The sequence below is a fragment of the Blattabacterium cuenoti genome (genome assembly GCF_014252375.1).
GTDB classification, from domain to species: Bacteria; Bacteroidota; Bacteroidia; order Flavobacteriales; family Blattabacteriaceae; genus Blattabacterium; species Blattabacterium cuenoti_AH.
Genome location: NZ_CP059221.1, coordinates 116,443 through 142,076, shown reverse-complemented (window position 1 = coordinate 142,076; position 25,634 = coordinate 116,443). Strand labels below are relative to the sequence as shown.

Annotated in this window: 25 protein-coding genes and 1 tRNA gene; 9 read left to right on the top strand and 17 right to left on the bottom strand. The window is 22.6% G+C overall.

All coding sequences use genetic code 11. From position 1 onward, the window contains the following. Positions 1-3 precede the first annotated feature (3 nt). Genes purB through aroB form a run of 6 tightly spaced genes read right to left on the bottom strand, consistent with a single transcriptional unit; the run spans position 4 to position 8,167 of the window. On the bottom strand, positions 4-1,437 hold the full coding sequence (gene purB, locus H0H34_RS00705) for an adenylosuccinate lyase (RefSeq protein WP_185873417.1): 1,434 nt from the start codon (positions 1,435-1,437) through the stop codon (positions 4-6). After that, positions 1,424-2,737 carry an adenylosuccinate synthase gene (locus H0H34_RS00700; RefSeq protein ID WP_185873416.1) on the bottom strand — a complete coding sequence of 438 codons (1,314 nt, stop codon included), beginning with the start codon at positions 2,735-2,737 and terminating at the stop codon, positions 1,424-1,426. The genes purB and H0H34_RS00700 overlap by 14 nt, the downstream gene beginning before the upstream one ends. A 56-nt stretch (positions 2,738-2,793) precedes the next feature. Beyond that, positions 2,794-3,741: a Holliday junction branch migration DNA helicase RuvB gene (gene ruvB, locus H0H34_RS00695; RefSeq protein ID WP_394798899.1), complete on the bottom strand. Its 948-nt coding sequence runs from the start codon at positions 3,739-3,741 to the stop codon at positions 2,794-2,796. Positions 3,742-3,748: 7 nt separating this feature from the next. Next, complete coding sequence (gene surE, locus H0H34_RS00690; protein ID WP_185873415.1) at positions 3,749-4,549, bottom strand: 5'/3'-nucleotidase SurE; 801 nt, start codon at positions 4,547-4,549, stop codon at positions 3,749-3,751. A 45-nt stretch (positions 4,550-4,594) separates the two neighbouring features. Beyond that, positions 4,595-7,057, bottom strand: coding sequence for a DNA gyrase subunit A (gene gyrA, locus H0H34_RS00685; protein ID WP_185873414.1), 2,463 nt, complete (start codon positions 7,055-7,057; stop codon positions 4,595-4,597). Positions 7,058-7,084: 27 nt separating this feature from the next. Next, positions 7,085-8,167: a 3-dehydroquinate synthase gene (gene aroB / locus H0H34_RS00680; RefSeq protein WP_185873413.1), complete on the bottom strand. Its 1,083-nt coding sequence runs from the start codon at positions 8,165-8,167 to the stop codon at positions 7,085-7,087. A 222-nt stretch (positions 8,168-8,389) separates the two neighbouring features. On the opposite strand from aroB, the gene H0H34_RS00675 reads away from it, so the two are divergent. Then, the gene (locus H0H34_RS00675; protein ID WP_238785461.1) at positions 8,390-9,088 is read left to right on the top strand and encodes a DedA family protein; all 699 of its coding nucleotides are present in this window, start codon (positions 8,390-8,392) and stop codon (positions 9,086-9,088) included. On the opposite strand, the gene H0H34_RS00670 is transcribed toward H0H34_RS00675, so the two are convergent. The 3 genes from H0H34_RS00670 to H0H34_RS00660 are packed head-to-tail and all read right to left on the bottom strand — an operon-like array spanning position 9,085 to position 11,117. Then, the gene (locus H0H34_RS00670) at positions 9,085-9,534 is read right to left on the bottom strand and encodes a nucleoside deaminase (RefSeq protein ID WP_238785460.1); all 450 of its coding nucleotides are present in this window, start codon (positions 9,532-9,534) and stop codon (positions 9,085-9,087) included. The genes H0H34_RS00675 and H0H34_RS00670 overlap by 4 nt on opposite strands. A 13-nt stretch (positions 9,535-9,547) precedes the next feature. Continuing rightward, on the bottom strand, positions 9,548-10,171 hold the full coding sequence (locus H0H34_RS00665; RefSeq protein ID WP_185873412.1) for a 50S ribosomal protein L25: 624 nt from the start codon (positions 10,169-10,171) through the stop codon (positions 9,548-9,550). 7 nt (positions 10,172-10,178) lie between these two features. After that, on the bottom strand, positions 10,179-11,117 hold the full coding sequence (locus tag H0H34_RS00660) for a ribose-phosphate diphosphokinase (RefSeq protein ID WP_185873548.1): 939 nt from the start codon (positions 11,115-11,117) through the stop codon (positions 10,179-10,181). A gap of 58 nt (positions 11,118-11,175) precedes the next feature. Here H0H34_RS00660 and H0H34_RS00655 point away from each other — a divergent pair, with 58 nt between their 5' ends. Continuing rightward, a complete protein-coding gene (locus tag H0H34_RS00655) occupies positions 11,176-11,970 on the top strand; it encodes a thymidylate synthase (protein WP_185873411.1) in 795 nt (264 codons plus the stop codon). 56 nt (positions 11,971-12,026) lie between these two features. On the opposite strand, the gene thrA is transcribed toward H0H34_RS00655, so the two are convergent. After that, positions 12,027-14,477 carry a bifunctional aspartate kinase/homoserine dehydrogenase I gene (gene thrA, locus H0H34_RS00650; protein WP_185873547.1) on the bottom strand — a complete coding sequence of 817 codons (2,451 nt, stop codon included), beginning with the start codon at positions 14,475-14,477 and terminating at the stop codon, positions 12,027-12,029. A gap of 297 nt (positions 14,478-14,774) precedes the next feature. Here thrA and H0H34_RS00645 point away from each other — a divergent pair, with 297 nt between their 5' ends. Next, positions 14,775-15,347 carry an urease subunit gamma gene (locus tag H0H34_RS00645; RefSeq protein ID WP_456318680.1) on the top strand — a complete coding sequence of 191 codons (573 nt, stop codon included), beginning with the start codon at positions 14,775-14,777 and terminating at the stop codon, positions 15,345-15,347. A 14-nt stretch (positions 15,348-15,361) separates the two neighbouring features. Next, the gene (gene ureC / locus H0H34_RS00640) at positions 15,362-17,068 is read left to right on the top strand and encodes an urease subunit alpha (RefSeq protein ID WP_185873409.1); all 1,707 of its coding nucleotides are present in this window, start codon (positions 15,362-15,364) and stop codon (positions 17,066-17,068) included. A 3-nt stretch (positions 17,069-17,071) separates the two neighbouring features. On the opposite strand, the gene H0H34_RS00635 is transcribed toward ureC, so the two are convergent. Next, a tRNA-Leu gene (locus tag H0H34_RS00635) sits at positions 17,072-17,158 on the bottom strand. A gap of 6 nt (positions 17,159-17,164) precedes the next feature. Next, a complete protein-coding gene (locus H0H34_RS00630; RefSeq protein ID WP_317167297.1) occupies positions 17,165-17,482 on the bottom strand; it encodes a deaminase in 318 nt (105 codons plus the stop codon). A 128-nt stretch (positions 17,483-17,610) separates the two neighbouring features. Here H0H34_RS00630 and H0H34_RS00625 point away from each other — a divergent pair, with 128 nt between their 5' ends. After that, entirely contained in the window at positions 17,611-18,405 is a 795-nt protein-coding gene (locus H0H34_RS00625; protein ID WP_185873408.1) for a TrmH family RNA methyltransferase, read from the top strand. Between the two features lies 1 nt (position 18,406). Here the strand turns inward: H0H34_RS00625 and H0H34_RS00620 are convergent, their stop codons facing one another. Further along, positions 18,407-18,889 (bottom strand): ribonuclease H family protein, encoded by a 483-nt coding sequence (locus tag H0H34_RS00620; protein ID WP_185873407.1) that lies wholly within the window; start codon positions 18,887-18,889, stop codon positions 18,407-18,409. 11 nt (positions 18,890-18,900) lie between these two features. Further along, on the bottom strand, positions 18,901-19,662 hold the full coding sequence (locus tag H0H34_RS00615) for a lysophospholipid acyltransferase family protein (protein WP_185873406.1): 762 nt from the start codon (positions 19,660-19,662) through the stop codon (positions 18,901-18,903). Positions 19,663-19,783: 121 nt separating this feature from the next. Between H0H34_RS00615 and fbp the strand changes: the two genes are divergently transcribed. Genes fbp through H0H34_RS02955 form a run of 3 tightly spaced genes read left to right on the top strand, consistent with a single transcriptional unit; the run spans position 19,784 to position 21,144 of the window. Then, positions 19,784-20,773, top strand: coding sequence for a class 1 fructose-bisphosphatase (gene fbp, locus H0H34_RS00610; RefSeq protein ID WP_185873405.1), 990 nt, complete (start codon positions 19,784-19,786; stop codon positions 20,771-20,773). Between the two features lie 4 nt (positions 20,774-20,777). Continuing rightward, entirely contained in the window at positions 20,778-20,948 is a 171-nt protein-coding gene (locus H0H34_RS00605; protein ID WP_185873404.1) for a hypothetical protein, read from the top strand. A 22-nt stretch (positions 20,949-20,970) separates the two neighbouring features. Then, complete coding sequence (locus H0H34_RS02955; RefSeq protein ID WP_185873546.1) at positions 20,971-21,144, top strand: hypothetical protein; 174 nt, start codon at positions 20,971-20,973, stop codon at positions 21,142-21,144. On the opposite strand, the gene H0H34_RS00595 is transcribed toward H0H34_RS02955, so the two are convergent. Beyond that, positions 21,133-21,705, bottom strand: a complete 573-nt coding sequence (locus H0H34_RS00595; RefSeq protein ID WP_185873403.1) for a MarC family protein — start codon at positions 21,703-21,705, stop codon at positions 21,133-21,135. The two genes, H0H34_RS02955 and H0H34_RS00595, sit on opposite strands and share 12 nt — an antisense overlap. A 78-nt stretch (positions 21,706-21,783) precedes the next feature. Then, complete coding sequence (pyrE, locus tag H0H34_RS00590; RefSeq protein ID WP_185873402.1) at positions 21,784-23,130, bottom strand: orotate phosphoribosyltransferase; 1,347 nt, start codon at positions 23,128-23,130, stop codon at positions 21,784-21,786. 54 nt (positions 23,131-23,184) lie between these two features. On the opposite strand from pyrE, the gene H0H34_RS00585 reads away from it, so the two are divergent. Beyond that, entirely contained in the window at positions 23,185-24,135 is a 951-nt protein-coding gene (locus H0H34_RS00585; RefSeq protein ID WP_238785459.1) for a dihydroorotate oxidase, read from the top strand. A 6-nt stretch (positions 24,136-24,141) separates the two neighbouring features. On the opposite strand, the gene proS is transcribed toward H0H34_RS00585, so the two are convergent. After that, entirely contained in the window at positions 24,142-25,611 is a 1,470-nt protein-coding gene (gene proS, locus H0H34_RS00580) for a proline--tRNA ligase (protein WP_185873401.1), read from the bottom strand. Between the last annotated feature and the right edge of the window lie 23 nt (positions 25,612-25,634).

The window sequence follows — 25,634 nt, the reverse complement described above, 5'->3', positions numbered from 1 at the left end:
TTTTTATTTAATATAAGACGATGAAGAATTTAAATCAATTAAACTATAATATTTTTCCAATATAGGATTAATTTTTTTTTCCACAAAGTCCAATGACTGTTCTGGAGAAAATCCTATAAAATTTTTAGGATTAAGTAATTTATCTATTTCATTTTTACATATTGGAATTTTTTCATCCTTTAAAATTCTGTCAATAAAATTATTTTTTAAACCATTCAATTTTATTTCTAAACATGTTTTCATAGAATGAATTCTAATTCTATCGTGTATTTCTTGTCTATCACATCCTTTTTTTACACATTTTATTATAATAGATTCTGTTATTAAAAATGGTAATTCTTCATTAATATTTTTTTCAATCATTTTAGGATATACATAAATTTTTTCTAAAATATAATTCCATATTATTAAAATTGCATCAACAGATAAAAATGATTGACTAATTACTAGTCTTCTATTCGCCGAATCATCTAAAGTACGTTCTAACCATTGATTTGCAGCAACTGTTGCAGAACTGTTAGAAATTGATATAACATATTTTGATATGGAAGAAATCCTTTCACTTAGAATTGGATTTCTCTTATAAGCCATAGCACTAGATCCTATTTGATTTTCATCAAAAGGTTCTTCAATTTCTTTTAAATTTTGCAATAAACGTATATCGTTACTAAACTTATGAGAAGACTGAGATATATTAGATAATAAATTTAATATTTGTGAATCTATTTTTCTATCATAAGTTTGTCCAGTTATTGGACATATATTTTTAAATCCGAATTTATTTGATAATTTTTTTTCTAAAATTTTTAATTTATTTAAATCACCATTAAATAAATCTTTAAAACTAGCAGCAGTACCTACTGTACCTTTTACTCCTCTAAACGGTAAATTTTTTAATCTAAATTCTAATTCTTCAATATCAAAAAGTAAACTTTGCATCCATAATGAAGAACGTTTTCCTACAGTAGTTAATTGTGCTGGTTGGTAATGAGTATATGCTAAAGTCGGAGTTTTATAATATTCTATAGTAAAATTTCTTAAACGAAATATTATATTTATTAATTTTTTTAATAATATTTTTAATCCATTTTTAATAAGTATAATATCTGTATTATCTCCTAAAAATGCACTTGTAACTCCTAAATGTAAAATTGGTTTTGCTATTATAGCTTTTTCTCCAAAAGCATATAAATTAGCCATTACATCATGATGAAATTTCTTTTCAAAAAAATTAATTTTATCCCAATCAATATTATATAAATTATTTTCTAGATCATTTATTTGTTCATTACTTATATTTAATCCTAATTCTTTTTGTATTTTTGCTAAATTTAGCCATAATTTTCTCCATATAATAATTTTTTTTTCTGGAGAAAAATTATATGACATTTCTTTACTTCCGTATTTTTCCACTAATGGATTTTCATATTTTTTCACTAGAAAAAATTTTATAAAATAAATGTTTATATTTAATTATATTTTTATTTCTTTCTGATCCAATAGATATCAATATAATTTTTAATCCTATATATTCTTCAATAAAATTAATATATTTTTTACAATTTATTGGTAAATTTTCATATTCTTTAATATCACAAATATTTTGATTCCATCCTTTAAATTTTTTATAAATACAATTTATTTTATTATTTCCTATATCTGGAGTAAAGTAATTTACTTCCAATCCATCAATTTCATATTTTATACATATTTTTATATAATTTAATCCGTTTAATACATCTAATTTTGTCATTATTAAATAATTTATTCCATTTATTTTACAGGAATATTTAATAGCAACTAAATCTAACCATCCACAACGTCTAGGACGTTTTGTTGTAGAACCATATTCATTTCCTTTATTTCTTAAATAATTTACTAATTTAGTTTTGATTATTTCTGTTGGAAAAGGACCATTTCCTACTCGTGTACAATATGATTTTATGACTCCAAAAAAATTATCAAATCCAACTGGAGGTATTCCGGAACCAACACATACTCCACCAGTAGTAGAAGAAGATGTAGTAACAAATGGATATGTTCCGTAATCTATATCTAATAACATTGCTTGAGCACCTTCAAATAAAATTCTTTTATTTTTATTTAATGCAATATGAATTTCATATACAGCATCTATAATTCTAGATGAAAGAATTTTTGCATATTCCATATATTTTTTATAAATAATTTCAACTGAAATAGTTGGTTTTTTATAAATTTTTTTAAAAATTATATTTTTAAGTTCTATATTATTTTTTAACTTTTTATAAAAAATATCTGGATAAAAAAAATCTAACATACGAATACCAATTCGTGATATTTTGTCTTCATAAGCTGGCCCAATACCTTTATTTGTAGTTCCTATAAAATTTTTTCCTAAATATTCTTCCTTATATTTGTCTAAAAGTATGTGATAAGGCATAATTATATGAGATCTTTTTGCTATAAATATATTATCAACGTTAATTCCCATTGATTTAAGGTTAATTAATTCTTTAATTAAAAATTTTGGATCTACTACCATTCCAGGACCAATTATACATTTTACATTAGGATAAACAATACCAGATGGTATTAAATGAAGAATGAAGTAATTATTTTCAATATGAATAGAATGACCTGAATTATTTCCACCTTGATAACGAATAACATAATCAGAATTCTTGGAAAGAAAATCTGTAATTTTTCCCTTTCCTTCATCACCCCATTGGAGTCCAACAATAACATTTGAAGGCATGATATAATATTTTAATATTTAAAGTTATAAAGTTATTTTAAATATATTTTAATTTTTTAGTTTTTTATAAAAAAGTTTTTTATGTGTTTATATGCTAATTCAGTAGTTTTACGTCCTCTAGGTGTTCTTATTAGATATCCTTCTTTAATAAGAAATGGTTCATGAACTTCTTCTAGTGTATCTGTATTTTCATTTATACCGGATGCTATAGAATTAATTCCAACTGGTCCTCCTTTAAAATACTTAATAATAAATAGTAAAATTTTATTATCTATTTCGTCTAATCCATTTTTATCTACATTTAGTGCTTTTAATCCGATATTACATATTTTATTATCAATAATTCCATTTCCTTTTATTTGAGCAAAATCTCTTATTCTTCTAAGTAATGAATTAGCTATACGTGGAGTACCTCTACTTCTATTAGAAATTTCACATAATGCTTCTTTTGTAATAGGAATTTTTAATATTTTTGCATTATTAAATATAATATTTTTTAGTATACTTTTTTCATAAAAATCCATACGAAAATTTATTCCAAATCTAGATCTCATTGGAGATGTAATTAATCCATACCTAGTAGTTGCACCTATTAAAGTAAATGGAGATAGATCTATTTGTACAGATCTTGCATTAGATCCAGAATCAATAATTACATCTATTTTGTAGTTTTCCATTGCAGAATATAAATATTCTTCAACAACAGTAGATAATCTATGAATTTCATCAATAAATATTACATCATTTTTTTTCAAATGAATAAGTAATCCAGCTAAATCACAGGGTTTATATAAAATTGATCCAGACGTAATTGTTATATTAACATTTAATTCTTTAGCTACTATATTGGCTAAAGTAGTTTTTCCTAGACCTGGAGGTCCATGGAATAAAACATGATCTAAAGCTTCATTTCTATTTTTAGCAGCTTGAATAAAAATATTCAAAGGTTCTATAATATCACGTTGACCAAGAAAATCTTGTATTTTATTTGGATTTATATTCACAATATTATTAAATAAATGGATAAATAAATAGAAAAATAAAAGTCCATGAATTTAACGTATTTAATATAGAATAATTTGTAAAATCAAATTGTACAGGAACAATTGAAATATATCCATTTTTTAAAGCCCATTCGTCAGTATCTATAATCTTTTTATTACTAATAAAACTTCCAAATAACCAATAATAATGTTTTCCAGAAGGATTATAACGTTTTTCAAAACATTCTTTCCATTTAGATTTAGCTTGTTTACATATTTTTATTCCTTTTATTTGATTTTTTCTTAATTTTGGAATATTAACATTAAGACTAATTACATTATCTGGAATAGAATTATTAAGAACTTTTTTAACAATTCTACATATATATTCTTTTGAAGAATAAAAATCTGCGTTAAATTTTACATCTAATAAAGAAAATCCAACAGAAGGAATTCCTTCTATACTAGCTTCAATTACTGCGGACATTGTTCCAGAATATACAATATTTATAGAAGAATTTGATCCATGATTAATTCCTGATACACAAATATCAGGTTTTTTAGGAAGAATATTATTTATAGCTAATTTTACACAATCAACAGGTGTTCCAGAACACTCCCATTCTTTTTGTGTACCATTATCAATTTTTATTGAATTACAATATAAAATAGTGTCCATAGTTATTGCATGAGATATTCCTGATTTTTCTTTATTTGGTGCAACGACATATACTTCTCCTAAAGAATTCATCATGTGAATAAGAGCTCTAATTCCAGGTGCACTTATACTGTCGTCATTTGTTACTAAAATAATTGGCTTTTTTTTCATTAAAAAAAAACTTAAAATTGTTAAATACAATTAAAATAATTTTATTCAATTAACATTTTTGTATACTTTTGCTACATCTGCTATAGCATCATTATTTTTTATATTTATTAGTCTAACTCCTTGAGTATTTCTACCCATAACTCTTATCTCTGATATTGAAATTCTTATAATAATACCTGATTTTTTTATTATCATTAAATCATCTTCTTCTTTTACGTATTTAATGGAAAGTAAATGACCTACTTTTTTCGTAGTATTTATAGTTTTTATACCTTTACCTCCACGATTAGTTAATCTATAATTTTCTATTTTAGATCTTTTACCAAAACCATTTTTAGAAACTACTAATAAATATCCTATTTTTTTTACAATATTTTCTACACATATCATCCCAATGACCTCGTCTTTTTCATTTGAACGAGTTATACCTATAACTCCAAAAGAATTTCTTCCAGTAGGACGAACATTTTTTTCAGAAAAACGAATAATTCTCCCGCTTTTTAATGCAATAAAAACATGACTATTTCCTTTTGTTAAAAAGGCCTCTAATAAAGAATCATCTTTTCTAATAACAATAGCATTTATTCCATATTTTCTAGGACGAGAATAATGGTACAAAGACGTTTTTTTTACAATTCCCTTTTTAGTAACCATAATAACATAATGATTTTTTACATATTTTTTATCAGTTAGATCATTTATTAAAACATAAGCATTTACTTTATCATCTTTTTTGAGGTCAATAATATTTTGTATTGCTCTACCCTTAGAAATTTTTGATCCTTCTGGAATTTCATATACTCTTAACCAAAAACATTTTCCATTTTTTGTAAATAAAAGTAAATATTGATGATTAGTTGCTATTAATAAATGCTTAAAAAAATCAGATTCTCTTGCAGTAGCTCCCCTGTTACCTATTCCTCCTCTACCTTGACGTTTATATTCTGACAAAGAAGTTCTTTTTATATATCCTGCCTGAGATATAGTAAGAACTACTTGTATATCTTCAATTAAATCTTCTATTTTAATTTTTCCTTCATTACCAGAGTAATCTATTTGTGTACGTCGTGAATCAGAATATTTTCTTTTTATTTCTAAAAGTTCTTTTTTAATAAGATCTGTTCTAATATAATATTTAGATAAAATATTTTCTAAAAAAAAGTTTTTTTTTATTAATTCATCATGTTCTTCTTTTATTTTTTTTTGTTCCATAGAAGTAAGACTTTGTAAACGTAAATCTAGAATAGATTTTGATTGATTTTCTGATAAGTTAAATTCTTTTATTAATTTTTTATTAGCATCATTCTTATTTTTTGAATTTTTAATAAATTGAATCATTTCATTTAAATTATTCAATATATTTAAAAATCCTTCTAAAATATGAATACGATTTTTACATTTTTTTAATTCATATTTTGTACGACGAATTATTATGTCATGTCTATGTTCTAAAAAATTTTTAATTATATCTTTTATGTTTAGTTGAGAAGGTTTCCCTTTTACTAAAGCAATTACATTAACATTAAAATAAGTTTGTAAAGATGTATATTGAAATAATTTATTTAATAAAATTTCAGGATTAGTATTTTGTTTAAGAAAGTAAACAATTCGTAATCCATTTCTATCTGATTCATCACGAACTTGATAAACACCATCTATTTTACCATTTTTTATTAATCCTATAGTTTTAGATATCATTTCTGATTTATTAACCTGATACGGTATTTCATCAACAACAATTGATTTTCTTCCTTGTATTTCTTCTAAATGAATTTTAGCTCTTAAAATAATACGACCTTTTCCTGTTAAAAAATAATTTTTTATTCCACTATATCCATAAATAATTCCACCTGTAGGAAAATCAGGGGCTTTAATATATTTTATTATTTGTTCTATAGATAAACTATTATTACTATCTATATAAGCACAAATGGCTTCTATAGTCTCTTTCAAATTATGAGGAGGTATATTAGTAGCCATACCAACAGCGATGCCAGAAGAGCCGTTAATTAATAAGTTTGGTATTCTAGTTGGAAGTACTGTAGGTTCTTCTAATGAATCATCAAAATTCAACTTCATATCTACAGTATTTTTATTTATATCTAATAACATTTCTTCCGAAATCTTTTTCATTTTAACTTCTGTATAACGCATAGCAGCTGGAGGATCTGAATCTAATGATCCAAAATTTCCTTGTCCATCTATAAGTGGATAACGACTAATCCATTTTTGAGCCATTCTAACCATAGTATCATAAACAGAAATATCTCCATGAGGATGATATTTACCTAATACTTCTCCTACAATACGTGCAGATTTTTTATAAGAATTATTGGAAAATATATTTAGTTTATACATTCCATATAATACCCTTCTATGTACAGGTTTTAATCCGTCTCTAACATCAGGCAGTGCTCTTGAAACAATAACTGACATAGAATAATCTATGTAAGATGATTTCATTTCATCTTCAATATTAATTGAAATGAGTTTTTCTCCTTCTATCATTTTTTTTATGTTAATATTTTTAATTTTTTAAAATTTTATAAAACTTTTTTTTATTAAACTATTTGAAACTATACAATTATAAGAACAATTTCCTATTTTTTTTATTAATGAAAATTGAATTTTATTATTTTTATTTTTCTTATCATATTGCATAATTTTAAACATGTATTCTATTTCTTTATTAGAGAATTTATTTGTTATTGGATATAAATATAATAATGTTGATTTAATTTCTTTATAATCTATATTTGATAACATATTAAGTTGATATGAAATCCATGATTCATATATCATTCCATTTGCAACAGCTATTCCATGAATAATTTTTTTATTAATATCTTTCATAAAAAAACTTTCTAAAGAATGTCCTATAGTATGACCAAAATTTAAAATTTTTCTTAATCCATTTTCTTTAGGATCTTTTTCCACTATTTCCTGTTTTATCATAATGGATTTTTTAATTAAACATTTAAATTTTTTTTCTTCTATTTTTTTATTTTTTATATATGTATAATATTTTTTCATATCTATCCAAAATTCTTTATCTCTTATTAATCCATATTTAAACATTTCAGACATTCCAGATATTATTTCTTTATCATCAAGTGTTTTCAAAAAATTAATATCTATAATCAATAATTCAGGTATATAAAATGATCCTATTTCATTTTTTATAGATCCTAAATTAATTCCATTTTTATATCCTATTGATGCATCAACCATACCTAATAAAGTAGTTGGAATATTTATAAATCTAATCCCTCGTTTAAATATAGAAGCTACAAATCCTCCTATATCTGTTAGTACTCCTCCTCCTAAGTTTATTAGGATACTATCTCTTGTACCTTTTTTTATTTCTATTTCTTTACATATTTTTATACATGTATATATATTTTTTTCTGTTTCTCCAGAATTAATTGTAATTACATTAGGTTTTTTTATAAAAAATAAATACTTAAGTAATATAGGTAAACAATATTTTTTAGTAATACTATCTACTAAAATAAATATTTCTTCTATGGAAGAAACATTGTAAATTAAATATCTTTTTAATTTATCATAAGCTTCTTCATCAAATAAAATTAAATCATTTGCTTTTACATTATTCATTATATTCAAAAAAATGTTACTTTTGTTGATAAGTTAATCTTTAAAATTAAATATTTTATATAACCAGAAAATTATAAAAATAAAACCTATAATAATAAAAAATATATTAGGAATCCATACTAAAATATTAATAAATTTGACAATATAATCCATATAATAATGTAATATTATTTAATTATTAATGTAATATTATTTAATTATTTTTGAAAAATAAGTAAAAAAATGGAAATATTTAATTTTTCATTCTATCACGATATTCATTTAATGTCAAATTTTTGGGATTTTTGGGATTTTTTTCATCATTTATTTAATCCTAGATGGATTTTTATATATTTTGGAAATACTGCTTTATTTATTATTTTGGCAATTGTATTTGCAGAAACTGGTTTTTTTATTGGATTTCTTCTTCCTGGTGATTCTTTACTTTTTACGGCAGGAATATTTGGAAATGATTTATGTAAAAATTTTTATAATGTACCTTTTTTTGTAATAATTTTAATTGTAGCATTAGTAGCAATTCTAGGAAATATACAAGGTTATTGGTTAGGATATAAATCAGGAAAACTATTATATAAAAAGAAAGATTCTTTTTTCTTTAAAAAAAAACATTTAATATTAGCAAAATCATTCTACAATAAATATAGAACTACTGCTTTAATAATAAGTAGATTTCTTCCAATGTTTCGTTCTTTTGCTCCTATTGTGGCAGGTGCTATTAAAGTAAATTTTAAAAAATTTATGATATATAATATAATAGGTGCAATAATATGGACATCATCTATAATGTTAGCTGGTCATTATTTAGATAAAAATTTTCCTAAATTAAAAAATAATCTTGAATGGATGATATTATTAATTATTATTACAACAACTTTACCAATAATATTAAAATTAAAAAAAAATAATAAAATAATTATTTAAATATTTTTTTTATATTTAATTCTTTTTGATAAAAAAAAATCTTGTATTAAAGATTCGCATTTATTTTTCATAATTCCTGATACAAATATAATTTTTGTATGTAATTTTATTTTATTAAGTAAAAATCCTTTAGTATTACTTGCGCCAAATACAATTTTTTCAATTCTTGAACATAAGATAGCACCTATGCACATTAGGCATGGTTCTAATGTAATATACATTACACACTTTCTTATTTTTTTTCCTAAAAAATTAGATGCTATATTAATAGCTAAAATTTCTGCATGTGCAGTGGAATTATTTAAACTTTCTGTTAAGTTATGAGTTTTTGCTATAACAAAATTATTATAAGTAATTACAGCACCTATTGGGATTTCATTATTTTTTAAAGCGATTATAGCTTCTTTTATTGCTATTTTCATAAAATGAATATCTTTAAAAGACATAAATCCACAGTGATTAATTATTAATTTTATTTTCTTCTTTTTTATTTTCTTCTTTTTTATTTTCTTCTTTAGAAGTACGTATAACACGTGGAATTTTAATTTTTACAATTAATTCATCATCTGAATTTAATATTATATACTTATTTATTTTTAAATTTTTTACTACTATTTTATCTCCTACATCTAAATTATGTATGTTTATTCTTATACATTCTGGCATATTTTTTGCAATAGATTTTATAATCAATTTTTTAATAAAGTAATTACATTCTCCACCTTTAATAACACCAATAGGTCTTCCTATAAATTCAATAGGAATATTTAATATAATAGGACTAGAGTCCTCTATTTTATAAAAATCAACATGTATTATTGTATCTTTTACTGAATCGTATTGTATTTCTTTTTGTATTGCTTTTATGTATTTATTATCTTCTAATTTTATAAAAACTCCACATTTTTTATTATGAATCATTATTTTATTTAATTCATCTACTGTAGCATAAAATGGTATATTTAGATTTTTACCATATATGATACATGGTATTTTTTTATTTTTTCTAAAAAAATTATTACATTTTTTATTACCAATTTCTATTTTTTTTCTTATTTTTCCACATATTTTTATAAAATCCATTGTTTTTTTAAATTAAAAATTTACTGCTAATCGACTCATCATTTTTCATTGACTTCATTACTTCTGCAAATAGTGGTGCACAAGATAATACTTTTATTTTATTGTTGTCACTTTTTAATTTTATTGGTATACTATCTGTTACTAATAATTCTTTTATAGATGAATTATAAATTTTTTCATATGAATTTCCAGATAATACTGGATGGGTAGCTATCGCACGTACACTTTTTGCCCCTAATTTTTTTATCAAGTTAGCTGCTTCTGTTAAAGTTCCTGCTGTATCTACCATATCATCTATAAGTATGATATTTTTTTCATCAACATTTCCTATAAGATTCATAAATTCTATTTTATTAGCATTTTTTCTTTCTTTATAACAGATTACTACATCTGTTCCAAGATATCCAGCATAGCTTCTAGCCCTTTTTGCCCCTCCCATGTCTGGAGAAGCAATAGTTAATTGATCTATATTTAATTTTTTAATATAATTAATAAATATTCTAGAACCATATAAATGGTCTACAGGTATATCAAAAAATCCTTGAATTTGATCTGTATGTAGATCCATAGTCATTACTCTAGATGCTCCAGATGCAGTTATTAAATTTGCTATAAGTTTAGCGGCTATAGGAGTTCTTGGTTTATCTTTATGATCTTGCCTAGCCCATCCAAAATATGGAATTACTAAAGTAATACTATAAGCTGACGCTCTTTTAGCTGCATCACACATTAATAAAAGTTCCATTAAATTATCAACTGGAGAAAATGTTGATCCTATTAAAAAAACTTTACTACCTCTAACAGATTGTTCAAAACGTGGAATATATTCACCATCACTAAATTTTAAAAATTTAACTTTTCCTAAATACTTTCCATAATGGAATGCTATACTTTTTGATAATTCTAAACCACTTTTTGTAGAAAAAAATATAATATTTTGACTCATAGTCATATTTTTTTTATGCAAAAATACTTTTTAAATTAAAATTAAAATTAAATTTATTATGAAACAATATATAGGTCTTTTAAAATATGTATTAAAAAATGGAAAAAATAAAAAAGATAGAACTGGTATAGGAACAATAAGTATATTTGGATATCAAATGAAATTTGATTTAGAAAAAGGATTTCCACTTCTTACTACAAAAAAATTAAATGTAAGATCAATTATCTACGAATTATTATGGTTTTTAAAAGGATATACTAATGTAAAGTATTTAAAAAAAAACAAAGTTAAAATTTGGGATGAATGGGCTGATGATAACGGAGATCTTGGTCCAATATACGGATTCCAATGGAGAAAATGGCCATCGTATAAAAATGATTCAATTGATCAAATAAATAATCTAATAAAAGAAATAAAATATAATTCTAATTCAAGACGTTTGATTGTATCATCATGGAATGTGGGAATGATTGATTATATGGCTTTACCTCCGTGTCATGTATTATTTCAAGCTTATGTTTTAAATAAAGAATTATCTATATTATTGTATCAAAGAAGTGCTGATATTTTTTTAGGATTACCATTTAATATAGCTTCTTATTCATTTTTACTTAAAATGTTAGCAAATACACTTAATTTGAAAGCAAAAACTCTGGTTCATACTATAGGTGATGCACATATTTATAATAATCATATAAATCAAGTTAATTTGCAAATAAATAGAGTTCCTAAAAAACTTCCAATTATTATACTTAATCCATTAGTTAAAAATATATTCAAATTTTCTTTTAAAGATTTTTTAATAAAAAATTATAATCCATATCCTCATATAAAAGGAGATATAGCTATATAATTTTTTTTATATATTTAAAATCATTTTAAATTTACTTTTTTAAGTAAAAAAATATTTTACCTAGTTGCTTTAATAATATCTGAAAATACCCCAGATGCAGTTACATCTGCTCCAGCACCAGCACCTTTTATAATAAGAGGTTGTTCAGAATAACGATATGTATAATATAAAACCATATTGTCTTTACCTTCCAATTGAAAAAATGGATGATTATTATTAATTGATTTTAATCCAACAAAGGCTTTTTTGTTTTCATATTTTGCAATAAAACGTAATCTATTATTATTATTTTCAGCTTTATTTATTATTCTAAAAAAATAATCATTATGTTTATTTAATTCTTTATAAAAACTTTCTAAAGAATAAGAATAAAAACAGCTTTTTGGTAGGAAATGTTTTTGTTTAACATCTTTTAATTCAAGTTTAGAACCACATTCTCTGGCTAAAATAAGTATTTTTCTCATAACATCTAATCCACTTAAATCAATTCTAGGATCTGGTTCAGTAAATCCTTTTAATTGTGCTTTCTTTACTATTTCTAAAAATGAATTTTTTTTTGTAAAATTATTGAATATAAAATTTAAACTTCCTGATAAAACAGCCTCTATTCTATTAATTTTATCTCCACTATTTATTAAATCATTAAGTGTACTTATTACAGGCAAACTAGCTCCTACATTTGTTTCAAATAAGAATGGAGCATTGAAATGTCTAGATAATATTTTTAATTTTTTATAATGATTATAATCAGATGAACAAGCAATTTTATTACAAGTAATAACACCAATTCCATTTTTAAGAAACTTATCATAAATCATTGCCATTTCTTTACTATCTGTATTATCAACAAATAAACTATTTCTTAAATTAAATTTATTAATTTTTTTTATAAATAAATATATATCCATTTTATCTCCATTTTTTATGTGTTTATTCCAACTTAATAAGTTAATTCCATGATTATTAAAATACATATTTTTACTATTAGCTATACCTACAATCCTAACTTGTAGTTTTAATTTTTTTAATAAATAATTTTTTTGTTGATTTATTTGTTCCAATAATTTACTTCCTACTTTTCCTATCCCACAAATAAAAAGATTTATTTGTTTTGGTGGACTTTCAAAAAACACTTCATGTAACGTGTTTAATGCTTTTTTAAAATCTTTTTTTTTTATAACTGCTGATATATTTTTTTCTGTTGAACCTTGTGCAATTGCTCTAACATTTATACTATTTTTTCCAAGTGAATAAAACATTTTTCCACTTGTTCCATGAAGATTCTTCATATTATCTCCAACTACTGCTATAATACATAAATTTTTTTCTATAATTATTGGATCTATACGTTTTTGATATATTTCTTTTTTAAATTCATTATCTATAGAATTTTTAGCTTTAATAGAATCTATGTCATTAATAACAGTTGTAATAGAATGTTCTGATGAACTTTGAGTAATAAATATTACATTTATTTTCTCTTTTGATAATGCTTCAAATAAACGTTTAGAATAACCAGGAATACCTATCATTCCACTACCTTCTAATGTTAGTAAAGACATATTTTTAATTCCAGAAATTCCAGTAACTGGTTGACTAATATTAATGTTTTTGTTAATATAAATAAGAGTACCAAAATCCAAAGGTGAAAAAGTATTTTTAATTTGTATAGGAATATTTTTTTTCATAGCTGGCTGAATTGTAGGAGGATAAATAACCTTTGCTCCAAAATGTGATAATTCCATAGCTTCTTCATAAGATATTCTTTTAATTGGAAAAGCTTGACTTACTATTTTTGGATTTGCAGTCATCATCCCACTAACATCAGTCCATATTTCAAGTATATTAGCAGATATAGCAGCTGCTATTATAGAAGCAGTATAATCTGATCCACCCCTTCCTAGGGTAGTTGTTTCATTATTAATATTAGAACCTATAAATCCTGGAATTACTATCCATTCCGAATTAATATTTTTAAAAAAATTAATAATTCTATTATTACTTTTTATAAAATTTACTTGTGCACATCCAAACTGAGAATCAGTTATAATTAAATCTCTACTATCTTTACATATAACGTTTAAACCGCATTCTTTTAATTTTTCAGAAATTAAAAAAGAAGAATTTAATTCTCCAAAACTCATTATTTTATCTAAAGAACGCTTTGAAAGTTCTTTTAATTGAAAAATACTATTACATAAATTTTCTATATTAGAAATATTTTTTTTAATATTATTAATTAAATTATTTCTATATATAATAGGAAATAATTCTTTAATAAGATCTATGTGTAATCTTTCTATATTTTCTAATATATTTTTATATAAACTTTTTTTTCTTTTAAAAGCATATAAACCACATTTTATTAATTGATCAGTTGTATTTCCAATTGCTGATACTATAATTATATACTTTTTACCCTTTGGTTTTTTAATTAATAAAGAACAAATTTTTTTTATAGAACTAGAATATGCCATTGAACTTCCTCCAAATTTTAGAACTTGCATTTTTACTATTTTTTTTACAATTTTTTCATTATTCAAAACAATAACAAAAATAATGATAATTTGTGTAGAGACGATACATCTTTTATATAGATATATAATATAATAAAACTACATTATTCATGTAATTACTTATGTTAATTTTAACAATTAATTTTTTTAAATTAAATTGTTGAATTATATATAAAGTATTATTATATATTTTTTTAATAAAAACTATTTAATTTATTTATTAACAATAAAATTTTAGGAATACTTATGCATTTAACTTCTTATGAAAAGGAAAAAATTCTCTTATATATGGCAGGAGAATTAGCAAAAAATCGTTTAAATAGAGGATTAAAATTAAATTATCCTGAATCTTTAGCCTTAATAACTAATTATATTATGGAAGGTGCTCGTGATGGTAAAACTGTAAAAGATCTTGTTGTTGAAGCTTCTAATATACTTGAGGATAATCAAGTTATGGATGGTATTCCTGAATTATTAGAAAATGTACAAGTAGAAGCTACATTTCCTGATGGGACAAAATTAGTAACAATACATAATCCAATTAAAAAAAAAATAAAACTAAAATCTAGTTTAGTTCCTGGAGAATATAATCTTCTTAAAGAAAAAATTAATATTCTTCCGAAAAGAAATCGTATAAAAAGAATAGTTAAAAATATTGGAACTAAACCAATTCAAATAGGATCACATTTTCATTTTTATGAAAGTAATTCTTCTCTTCTATTTGAGAGAAGAGGTACGATAGGATATCGTTTAGATATACTTTCAGGAAGATCAATTAGATTTGAGCCAGGAGAAACTATAGAAATTAATTTAATAGAAATAGGAGGAAGTAAAAAAATTTTCGGATTCTCAGGAAAATAAAATATTATGAAAACATGAAAAAAGTTGATAGAAAAATTTATGCCAGTATGTATGGACCAACTAAAGGAGATAAAATTCGTTTGGGAGATACATCATTGTGGATAGAAATAGAAAAAGATTATACAACTTATGGAGATGAATGTATTTTTGGAAGCGGAAAAGTAATTAGAGATGGAATGGGACAACATCCTATGGCTACAAAAAATGATGGAATACTAGATTTAGTAATTACTAATGCAGTTATTATAGATTTTTGGGGGATTGTAAAAGCAGATATTGGAATAAAAAATGGAATTATCGTAGGAATAGGAAAATCAGGTAATCCATATTTTATGGATGGAGTAGATTCCAATATGTATATAGGAGCAGGAACTGAAGTTATTTCTTCAGAAAATCTAATTATTACATCAGGAAGTGTAGATAGTCATGTTCATTATATTTGTCCACAATTGTTTAAAGTGGCATTAGAAAATGGAACTACTACTATTATTGGTGGAGGATCTGGCCCTACAACCGGGACTATAGCAACTAATTGTACATCAGGAGTATGGAATATACAAAATATTATAAAAAGTATAGATTATGTTCCTATTAATTTTATTATTCTTGCAAGTGGAAATAGTTCTAACCCTAAAGCTATAATTGAACAAGTAGAATCTGGTGCTGGTGGATTAAAAATACACGAAGATTGGGGAAGTACACCAAGTGTAATTAACCAATGTTTAAATGTATCAGATAAATTAGATATACAAGTAAATATTCATACAGATTCATTAAATGAATCTGGGTATATAGAAGATACAATAAAAATATTTAATAATAGAGTTATTCATACTTATCATACTGAAGGTGCGGGAGGTGGACATGCTCCAGATTTATTAAAAGTTATTTCTAATAAAAATGTATTACCATCATCTACAAGCCCAACTATTCCATATAGTTATAATACAATTGATGAACATTTAGATATGTTAATGATATGTCATAACTTAGACTCTAATATTCCTGAAGATGTATCTTTTGCAAGATCTAGAATAAGATCTGAAACTATTAGTGCAGAAGGTGTTCTACATGATATGGGGGCTATAAGTATGGTAAGTTCAGATTCCCAAGCAATGGGGAGAATAGGAGAAATAGTAAAAAGAACTTGGCAAACTGCAGATAAAATGAAAGAACAAGGACTAGTAAATACTTCTTCAGAAAAAAATAATGATAATTTTAAAGTAAAACGATATATTTCTAAATACACAATTAATCCTGCCATAACTCATGGTATTTCTGAATATGTAGGTTCAATAGAAATAGGAAAAATGGCTGATTTAGTTTTATGGAAGCCATCTTTTTTTGGGGTAAAACCTGAATTAGTAATAAAAGGTGGAATGATTGTATATGCATGTGTAGGGGATCCTAATGCTACTATACCTACTCCACAACCATTTATGTATAGAAAAATGTTTGGTTACTTTAATCCTAAATTGAGTAATATTTTTGTTCCATCATGTTCTTTAAATAATGATTTTTTTTATAAAAATGATATAAAAAAAAAAATAAAATTAATAAAAGGATGTAGAAATTTATCTAAAAAAGACATGATTTTAAATGGAGAAACACCTAATATAGAAGTGGATCCAAAAAATTATTCAGTTTATATTGATGGAAATAAAATAGAATCTTTTCCATCTAAAATTTTACCATTAACTCAAAAATATTTTTTATTTTAAAAATACCCAAGGCGGGATTCGAACCCGCATGACATAGAAAGTCATTGGATTTTGAGTCCAACGCGTATACCATGATTTCGCCACTTGGGTAAACTTTTATTTATTAAAGTATTTATATATACATTTAATATATAATGATTTTTTTTTTAAAAATTTTATACCATCATTATCATTTGATATATTTATAAATATAACTTTTTTAATTTTAGATAAATAAATAAGTTTACTACATTCTTTACATGGAGAATGTGTTATATAAATTGATGAATTTTCACATGAAAAAAAAGATGAAGAATATGTTAATTTTAATATTGCATTAGCTTCAGCATGTATAATATACCATTTAGTATTTCCATTTAAATCTTCACAATCATACTCATTATTAATTGGATTTTTATTGTATCCACTAGATATTATTTTTCCATTATTAACTATAATAGCTCCTACTTTTTTTTTTTACAAAAAGAAAATTTTGATTGTTCAATCGCTAATTTCATATAAACTATATCATTTTTTTTATTTATGTTCATATATTTGGATCCATGATTTACAAAAAAATATACAGTATTAATAATACTAAAATAAAGAATTTAAAAAAAAAAATAAAAAGAAATTTTTTTATTGTAGAGGGATTAAGAGAATTTAATATGGCAATTAAAGGTGGTTTTAGTCCTTTAGAAATATTTATTTGTAAAAATATTTTTTCAAAATTTGGTATAATTAAAAAATATAATAATATTTATATAATAAAAAAAAAAATATTTAAAAAATTAGCATATAGAGATAATTATGATGGAATAATTACTTTATTTAAAGAAAAAAAAATTAATAAAATAAAAGACGTTAACTATAATAAAATTAATAAAAATATTTTTATACTTGTATTAGATGGATTAGAAAAACCTGGTAATATAGGAGCTATACTAAGGGTAGCAGAATCTATTAAATTTTGTTTAGTTATATTATGTAATATTAAAACGTATATTTTTAATTCTAACGTAATTAGATGTAGTTTAGGTAGCGTTTTTACTAATAATATTGTAATAGATAATGTAGATTCTATTATTAATTGGATAAAAAAAAATGAAATACAAATTTTTGTATCAGGATTTAATAATAAATCAGAAAACTTATATAATATTGATTTTTCTTTTCATAAAAAAATATCTATAGTTATTGGATCTGAAAATAAAGGTGTATCCAAAATTTGGATTAATAACTGTAATAAAATTATAAATATTCCTATGTTTGGAAACATAGATTCATTAAATGTTAGTAATGCTATGTCTATAATTTCATATGAAATCATTAGACAAAAAATATATAAAAAAATTTAATTTATTGTAAATGTCCATTTATTTTTTCGTATACATAATCAATCTGTAAATTGATTTTTTTAGATGCTTTTTCAGACAATCTATCACAATAATCGTTGCAAAAATGATTATTGTGAGATTTTATCCATTGAAATGATATTGAATTGATTAAAAATAATTTAATAAATATTTTCCATAAGTCTACATTTTTTTTTTTGTAAAAATTATTTTTTTCCCATTCAAATATTCTTTTTTTTTTAACAGAATCTATAATATATCTAGAATCAGTAAAAACTACTATATTTTCTTTTCTTTTTATTCTTTTTAATCCTTCTATTACAGCAAGTAATTCCATTCTATTATTTGTAGTATAACGATATCCTTCAGATATAACTTTTTTATAATAGAAATTTTTAAAAAATGTTTCTATAAAAACTCCATATCCTCCAGGACCTGGATTACCTTTAGAAGATCCATCTGTATAAATATTAATTATTTTATTCACAAAATTTTTTATTAAATATTTTTTTTGTAGAATGATTTTAATTGATTATTTATTATATTAAAACACTTTTTTTTTAAAAAATCTTTATCTTTTAAAGATAAATTTTTTGTTGAAATGGAATGATGTTGTTTTATTCTTATTTTTCCTGGACATCCTTTTATAGAAAAAAAATTAGGAAATTTTGTTTTTATATCAGCTATAGTAAAAGGTATTATAGGTATTTTATTCAAAATTGCTAAAAAAAAAGCTCCCTTTTTAAAGGGATTTAAATGTATTGAATATTTATTATTTGATACTCCACCTTCTGGAAAGATACAGATACTTTTTCCATAATTTATTTTATTTTGTATTTTTTTGAATATACCAACACAATTTGATATATTATTTCTTTCTATAAGAACATTACTTCTTTTGTAAACAAATCCAAAAATTGGAATTTTAGATAATCCAGATTTTCCAACAAAAATTAACGGATGATTTCTCATTATAGAAAAAATTAACATTATATCTATAATAGAAGTATGATTACTTATTATCATATATTGTTTATCAGTATCTAATATTTCTTTTTCTTTATATAGAATATACCAAAATCCCATTAAAAATAAATTACTTCTTCCCCACATTTGATAGAACCAATATGCAATATGATAATATTTTTCACTAAATAAAAAAGGAATAGATGCCCCAGCCAATAATGGAATTAAAAATATGTTAATAATAAAAAACCATATTCTCCACAACAATATTAATGATAATTGTATAATTTTCATTATTATTTTATTATTGTTAATAATAAAAATAAAATTTTTTTTATAAAAAGTTAACTTATTATTCTATTTTTTTAAAAAAAAGTTTGATATTTATATTATTCTTTTCTTTGATCCTTAATAGATGTATACATTAGGAGAATTTATTATAGATAATAAAAAATATTTTTCTCATTCTATTGAGTCGTTGTTACGTTTATTTAGTGCTATTAAGTTGGCAGCTAAAGCTATTCATAAAGAAGTGAATAAAGCTGGATTAACTAAAAATATTGGTAGTTCAGGTAAAACAAATATTCAAGGAGAAAAACAACAAAAATTAGATTTTTTTGCTCATAATATTTTTATTAATTCTTTTAGAAATAGAGATGTGGTTTGTGGAATTGCATCAGAAGAGAGTAAAAATTTTATAATATTAAACAAAAAAGAATGTACTTCTGATAATAAGTATATAGTATTAATAGATCCTCTTGATGGATCATCTAATATAGACGTAAATGTACCTATTGGTACTATATTTTCAGTATATAAATATAAAAAAAAATACAATAATTATCATTTAACAATAAATGATTTTTTACAAAAAGGATATAAACAAATTTTAGCAGGATATATTATATATGGATCTTCAACTATATTGGTTTATACTACAGGAAATGGTGTACATGGATTTACTTTAGACCCATCAATTGGAACATTCTATTTATCTCACCCTAATATTGTTTTTCCAAATGAAAATAAAATTTATTCTATTAATGACGGTAATTACGTTAAATTTTCTAATGGAATAAAAAAATATATAAAATATTGTCATAAAGAAAAAAAAAATGGTATGCCGTATACAGCAAGATATATAGGTTCTTTAGTTGGAGATTTTCATAGAAATATGATAAAAGGTGGAATATATATTTATCCAAATACATCCTTATATCCAATGGGAAAATTAAGATTGCTGTATGAATGTAATCCTATAGCTTTTATTACTGAGCAAGCAGGTGGGAAAGCAATTGATGGACATAAAAGAATTCTGGAAATTAAACCAATTGATTTACATCAAAGAACTCCGTTCATTTGCGGTCCAAAAAATATGGTTTCTAAACTAGAAGAATTTATATAAAATCATGAATAAAATATATAAAAATAAAATAAAAAGAAAATTTTTTAATTTAATTATAAAAAACGGTAAACGTATATTTGAGTATCCTATTCTTTCAATATTTTATCTTATTGAAGATTTTAATACAAATGAATATCCTAATTTAATAGGAACTTTAATAAAAAAAAAAAGTTAAAAAATCTGTTAATAGAAATAGAATAAAAAGATTAATTAGATCTTCTTTTATTGAAAATAAACTAATATTAAAAAAATATTTTAATAAAAAAATTTACATAATTTTTTTATATAAATCATCAGTAATCCATAATTATTATAGTATAAATAGTTCTATAAAAAAAATATTTAATTCAATTAATTTATTATTTAAATAATCTTATTGCATTTGCCCCAAAAATTTTTACAGAAAAAGCTAATAAAATAATTCCAAATATTTTTTTTAATATATCTAATCCATTATTTCCTATTTTTTTAGCTATAAAATCACATTTGTCAATAACAAAGTAAACAACTATCATATTAAGTAATAAAGATAAAATTATAATTGTATTATTATAAGTAGATCTTAATGATACTAATGTAGTTAATGATCCAGGGCCAGCAATCAATGGAAACGCTATAGGAACTATTGAAGTTTGTGTATTTTTTGAAATCTTATGAAAATCTACACCTAGTATCATTTCTATTCCTATTAAAAATAGTACAATAGATCCAGCAACTGAAAATGAATGTATATCTATTCCTATAACTTTTAATATAGGCTGACCTAAAAATAAAAAAGATAAGAAAATGATAAAAGAAGTAATTATAACTTTTTTAGTATCTATAACATTTCCTTTAGATTTAAACCCCATAATTATTGGAGCGTTTCCTAATATATCTATTATACTAAATAATATCATAAAACAACTGATTAGTGAATTAATCCATTTCATTATAAATAAATATTCAATAAATTTAATTATACAAATTAAATATTTTTATAATTAGTTTTATTATATTAAATAAAATATTTATAATAATCCAGATTCATAAGCCTTCCATGCTATATTTCTATATTCTTCAATTGTTTTAACAGGATCAAGGGATTTATATATTCCTCTTCCTATAATAATAAAATCACTACAATTTTTTCTAAATGCTGTATTAGGATGTGTATAATTATTTATAGATAAATGTATGCCTGGTGTAAATAATAATAATCTATCATCTACTTTTCTTTGAGCTACAGTGCCTATAACTTTTGGATTATTTAATGAGACATTTAGTACTTTTCTTATATAGTTATCATCAATTAATTGTCCAATTGAAGACATTTCAGATATGGTTATTAATCCTATATTAGATGGTATATTTAAATTTCTAATACTATATTCTCCTGCTATTACATGTACTGTAATAATATCTGTCCATGATAAAATTTTATGTATTCCATGATGAAGTTGAAGATAATTTGTAGAATTTATATCACATAATTTTTTATCCTCTAATAATAGAAATTCTTTTTTTATAGATAATTCTTTAATATAATTTATAAATGAAAATGAAAAATCACTAATTATATCTGAATGTAATTTTATTCCACAAACTTTATCTCCGATTAAACGAACTAATTCTAATATTTTTTCAGAATAAATTAAATCTACTGAAATAATTAGATTAGTTTTTTTTTTTAATGTTATATCAATTAATTTTTTTCCTATAAAATGTGATATTTTTCTTTTTTTTTCTTCATAAGAAATTCTTTTATATTCATAGTTTTTTTTTCTTTTTTTTAAAAAAAAGTATAAATCATCAATTTTTTTTTTATCTAAAATATTTTTATTATTTAATATATTTATTACTTCTTTTATTTTGAACAAAGATTGTATGTTATATCCTATATTTTTTATATTTTCTATACCTCCTTGTTCTCTATCTAAAATTGATATTATATTTTTTACTATTAATCCTTCTTTTTCTATATCTATTATAGTTTTCAATAAACTAGCTCCACTTGTAATAACGTCTTCTATTAATAAACAATTTTGTCCTTTTTTATAAATTCCTTCAATCATTTTTTTTGTTCCATATCCTTTATTTTCTTTCCTTTTAATTATAAGTGGTATATTAGTTATTAAAGATAATGCCGTTGCTATAGGTAAAGCGGCATAAGGTACCCCACATATTAATTCAAATTTATTAGATGGAACTATTTCTAAAAGAAGGTGAGATAATTCTATTAATAATTTTGGCTTAGAAGCAATTGGTCTAAAATCTATGTATACAGGAGAATTTATTCCGCTTTTCAGTGTAAATTTACCAAATTTTATAATTCCTAAATTATATATACTTAAAAAAAAATTTTTTTTTTTATACATGAAAAATATATTTAAGTAAAGTTAAAAAATTTTTATACTTTAAATTATAAAATTGTGAAAGAAATAATAAATAAAATAGATATTTCTACTAAAATAAAAAATATAAAATTATCATCTTGTATTATGAATGCTTCCGGAGCACTTTGTAGTACAGAAAAAGAATTATCTGATTTATTAGATAGTTCTTCTGGAGCATTAGTAACAAAAAGTTGTACTAGTGATTTAAGAAATGGAAATCCTAAACCAAGATATTTTGAATGGAATGTAGGAAGTATTAACTCTATGGGACTTCCAAATCTTGGAATTGATTTTTATATAAATTTTTTAAAAAGAAAGAAAACCAATAAACCTGTTTTTCTATCTATATCTGGATTTTCTTTAAAAGAAAATCTTTATTTAATAAAAAAAGCTAATTTAATAGAGAATATTAGTGCTTTAGAAATAAATTTTTCTTGTCCAAATATACTTAATAGAAAAAAAATATTTGGATACGATTCTTTATATGTATATAAGTTTTTAAAAAATGTATTCAAATTTAATAAAAAACCTTTAGGAATAAAATTACCTCCTTATTTTAATGAAATACATATAAAAAATATATCATCTATTATAAATAGATATCCTGTTATGTTTGTAACATGTGTTAACAGTATTCCAAATGGATTATATATAAATTCAGATACAGAATCTGTAGTAATTCGTCCTAATAATGGATTTGGAGGTATAGGAGGAGAAATAATTAAACCATTTGGATTAGCTAATGTTTCTAAATTTTTTTCTTTTTTAAGAAAAGATATTTATATTATTGGATGTGGTGGAATTTCGTCTGGAAAAGATATTTTTGATTATATATTATGTGGTGCCTCTGCGGTTCAAATTGGAACACAATTTATAAAAGAAGGAATATCAGTTTTTGATAGATTGAAAAAAGAGTTAAAAAATTTCTTAAAAAAAAAAAATTATTTTTCCATAAAAAATTTTTTTGGAAATTTAAAAAAGTTTTAAATAATTCTAATAAGATTTTGAAAAAATAACTCTTTGAGGTGAATATTTTCCAGAATAAATACACTTTCCCTCTTCTTTTCCATAATCAAAAGGAATGCAACGTATAGTAGCTTCTGTTTTTTTTTGTATTATTTTTCCTGTTTCATATGTTCCATCCCAATGAGATAAAATAAATCCTCCAAAATTATTTATATGATTTTTAAATTCATTAAAACAATCAATTTTAATAATTGATTTCATTGTTCTATTTAAAGCTTTTTTATAAATATTTTTTTGTATATCATTTAATAATTCAATAATAAATTTTGGTAATCTACTGTCTAATAAATGATATATTTTATTACAAGTATCTCTTCTGAATATTTCTACTTTTTTTTCTTTTATTTCATTTTTTCCAATACTAATTCTTATTGGAATACCTTTTATTTCATATTCATTAAATTTCCATCCAGGAGTAAACATTTTTCTATCATCATATTTAACCCTTAATTTATTAATACTTAATATAGATATTAATTTTTTAGATATTTTTTCTATTAAAAAATTTTTTTTTTCTTCATTATCATAAATTGGTATAATTACAATATGTATAGGAGCAATTTTTGGTGGTATTATTAAGCCCTTATCATCTGAATGTGACATTATTAATCCTCCTATTAATCTAGTAGACATTCCCCAAGATGTAGACCATATATATTCTTTTTTACCATTAAAATTTGTGAATTTTACATTAAAGGCCTTAGAAAAATTTTGTCCTAAAAAATGAGTAGTTCCAATTTGTAATGACTTCCCATCTTGCATTAATGCTTCTATACAATATGTATTTTCTGATCCATGAAATTTATCTATATGTGGTTTTATTCCTCTTATTACTGGTATTGCCATGAAATCTTTTAAGAAATCAGTATAAATGTTTAATATTTTTTTTACTTCTATCATAGCTTCGTTTTTAGAAGAATGAGCGGTATGTCCTTCTTGCCATAGAAACTCAGATGTTCTAATAAATAATTTTGTACGCATTTCCCATCTTACAGCATTTCCCCATTGATTTAATAAAACAGGTAAATCTTTATAAGATTGTATCCATTTTTTATATGTATTCCATATAATACTTTCTGAAGTAGGTCTAACTATTAATTCTTCTTTTAATTTTGATTCTGAATCAATAATTGATTTATTATTATATTTCTTTATTTTAGAATGTGTAACAATTGCACATCCTTCAGAAAAAAATTTATTATGTTCTTTTTCTTTAGAAAAAACAGATTTAGATATTAAAATAGGAAAATAAATATTTTTATGTCCTGAATTTTTTAATATCTTATCTAATTCATATTTTATAATTTCCCACAATGAATATCCATATGGTTTTATAACCATGAATCCACGTATACCTGAAAATTCAGCTAAGCCAGATTTATTGATTATTTCATTATACCATTCAGAATAATTTTTATCCCTATTATTATTTATCATTAAAAAAAAAATATTAAAATTTT

What these genes read in the sequence shown, in the direction of transcription:
- H0H34_RS00700 (WP_185873416.1), bottom strand. Translation starts at nt 2,737, where the DNA reads ATGCCTTCAAATGTTATTGTTGGACTCCAATGGGGTGATGAAGGAAAG.
- surE (WP_185873415.1), bottom strand. Translation starts at nt 4,549, where the DNA reads ATGAAAAAAAAGCCAATTATTTTAGTAACAAATGACGACAGTATAAGT.
- gyrA (WP_185873414.1), bottom strand. Translation starts at nt 7,057, where the DNA reads ATGATAGAAGGAGAAAAACTCATTTCAATTAATATTGAAGATGAAATG.
- aroB (WP_185873413.1), bottom strand. Translation starts at nt 8,167, where the DNA reads ATGAATAATGTAAAAGCAAATGATTTAATTTTATTTGATGAAGAAGCT.
- H0H34_RS00675 (WP_238785461.1), top strand. Translation starts at nt 8,390, where the DNA reads ATGGAAATATTTAATTTTTCATTCTATCACGATATTCATTTAATGTCA.
- H0H34_RS00670 (WP_238785460.1), bottom strand. Translation starts at nt 9,534, where the DNA reads ATGTCTTTTAAAGATATTCATTTTATGAAAATAGCAATAAAAGAAGCT.
- H0H34_RS00665 (WP_185873412.1), bottom strand. Translation starts at nt 10,171, where the DNA reads ATGGATTTTATAAAAATATGTGGAAAAATAAGAAAAAAAATAGAAATT.
- H0H34_RS00660 (WP_185873548.1), bottom strand. Translation starts at nt 11,117, where the DNA reads ATGAGTCAAAATATTATATTTTTTTCTACAAAAAGTGGTTTAGAATTA.
- H0H34_RS00655 (WP_185873411.1), top strand. Translation starts at nt 11,176, where the DNA reads ATGAAACAATATATAGGTCTTTTAAAATATGTATTAAAAAATGGAAAA.
- thrA (WP_185873547.1), bottom strand. Translation starts at nt 14,477, where the DNA reads ATGCAAGTTCTAAAATTTGGAGGAAGTTCAATGGCATATTCTAGTTCT.
- H0H34_RS00645 (WP_456318680.1), top strand. Translation starts at nt 14,775, where the DNA reads ATGGCAGGAGAATTAGCAAAAAATCGTTTAAATAGAGGATTAAAATTA.
- ureC (WP_185873409.1), top strand. Translation starts at nt 15,362, where the DNA reads ATGAAAAAAGTTGATAGAAAAATTTATGCCAGTATGTATGGACCAACT.
- H0H34_RS00625 (WP_185873408.1), top strand. Translation starts at nt 17,611, where the DNA reads ATGATTTACAAAAAAATATACAGTATTAATAATACTAAAATAAAGAAT.
- H0H34_RS00615 (WP_185873406.1), bottom strand. Translation starts at nt 19,662, where the DNA reads ATGAAAATTATACAATTATCATTAATATTGTTGTGGAGAATATGGTTT.
- fbp (WP_185873405.1), top strand. Translation starts at nt 19,784, where the DNA reads ATGTATACATTAGGAGAATTTATTATAGATAATAAAAAATATTTTTCT.
- H0H34_RS00605 (WP_185873404.1), top strand. Translation starts at nt 20,778, where the DNA reads ATGAATAAAATATATAAAAATAAAATAAAAAGAAAATTTTTTAATTTA.
- H0H34_RS00595 (WP_185873403.1), bottom strand. Translation starts at nt 21,705, where the DNA reads ATGAAATGGATTAATTCACTAATCAGTTGTTTTATGATATTATTTAGT.
- pyrE (WP_185873402.1), bottom strand. Translation starts at nt 23,130, where the DNA reads ATGTATAAAAAAAAAAATTTTTTTTTAAGTATATATAATTTAGGAATT.
- proS (WP_185873401.1), bottom strand. Translation starts at nt 25,611, where the DNA reads ATGATAAATAATAATAGGGATAAAAATTATTCTGAATGGTATAATGAA.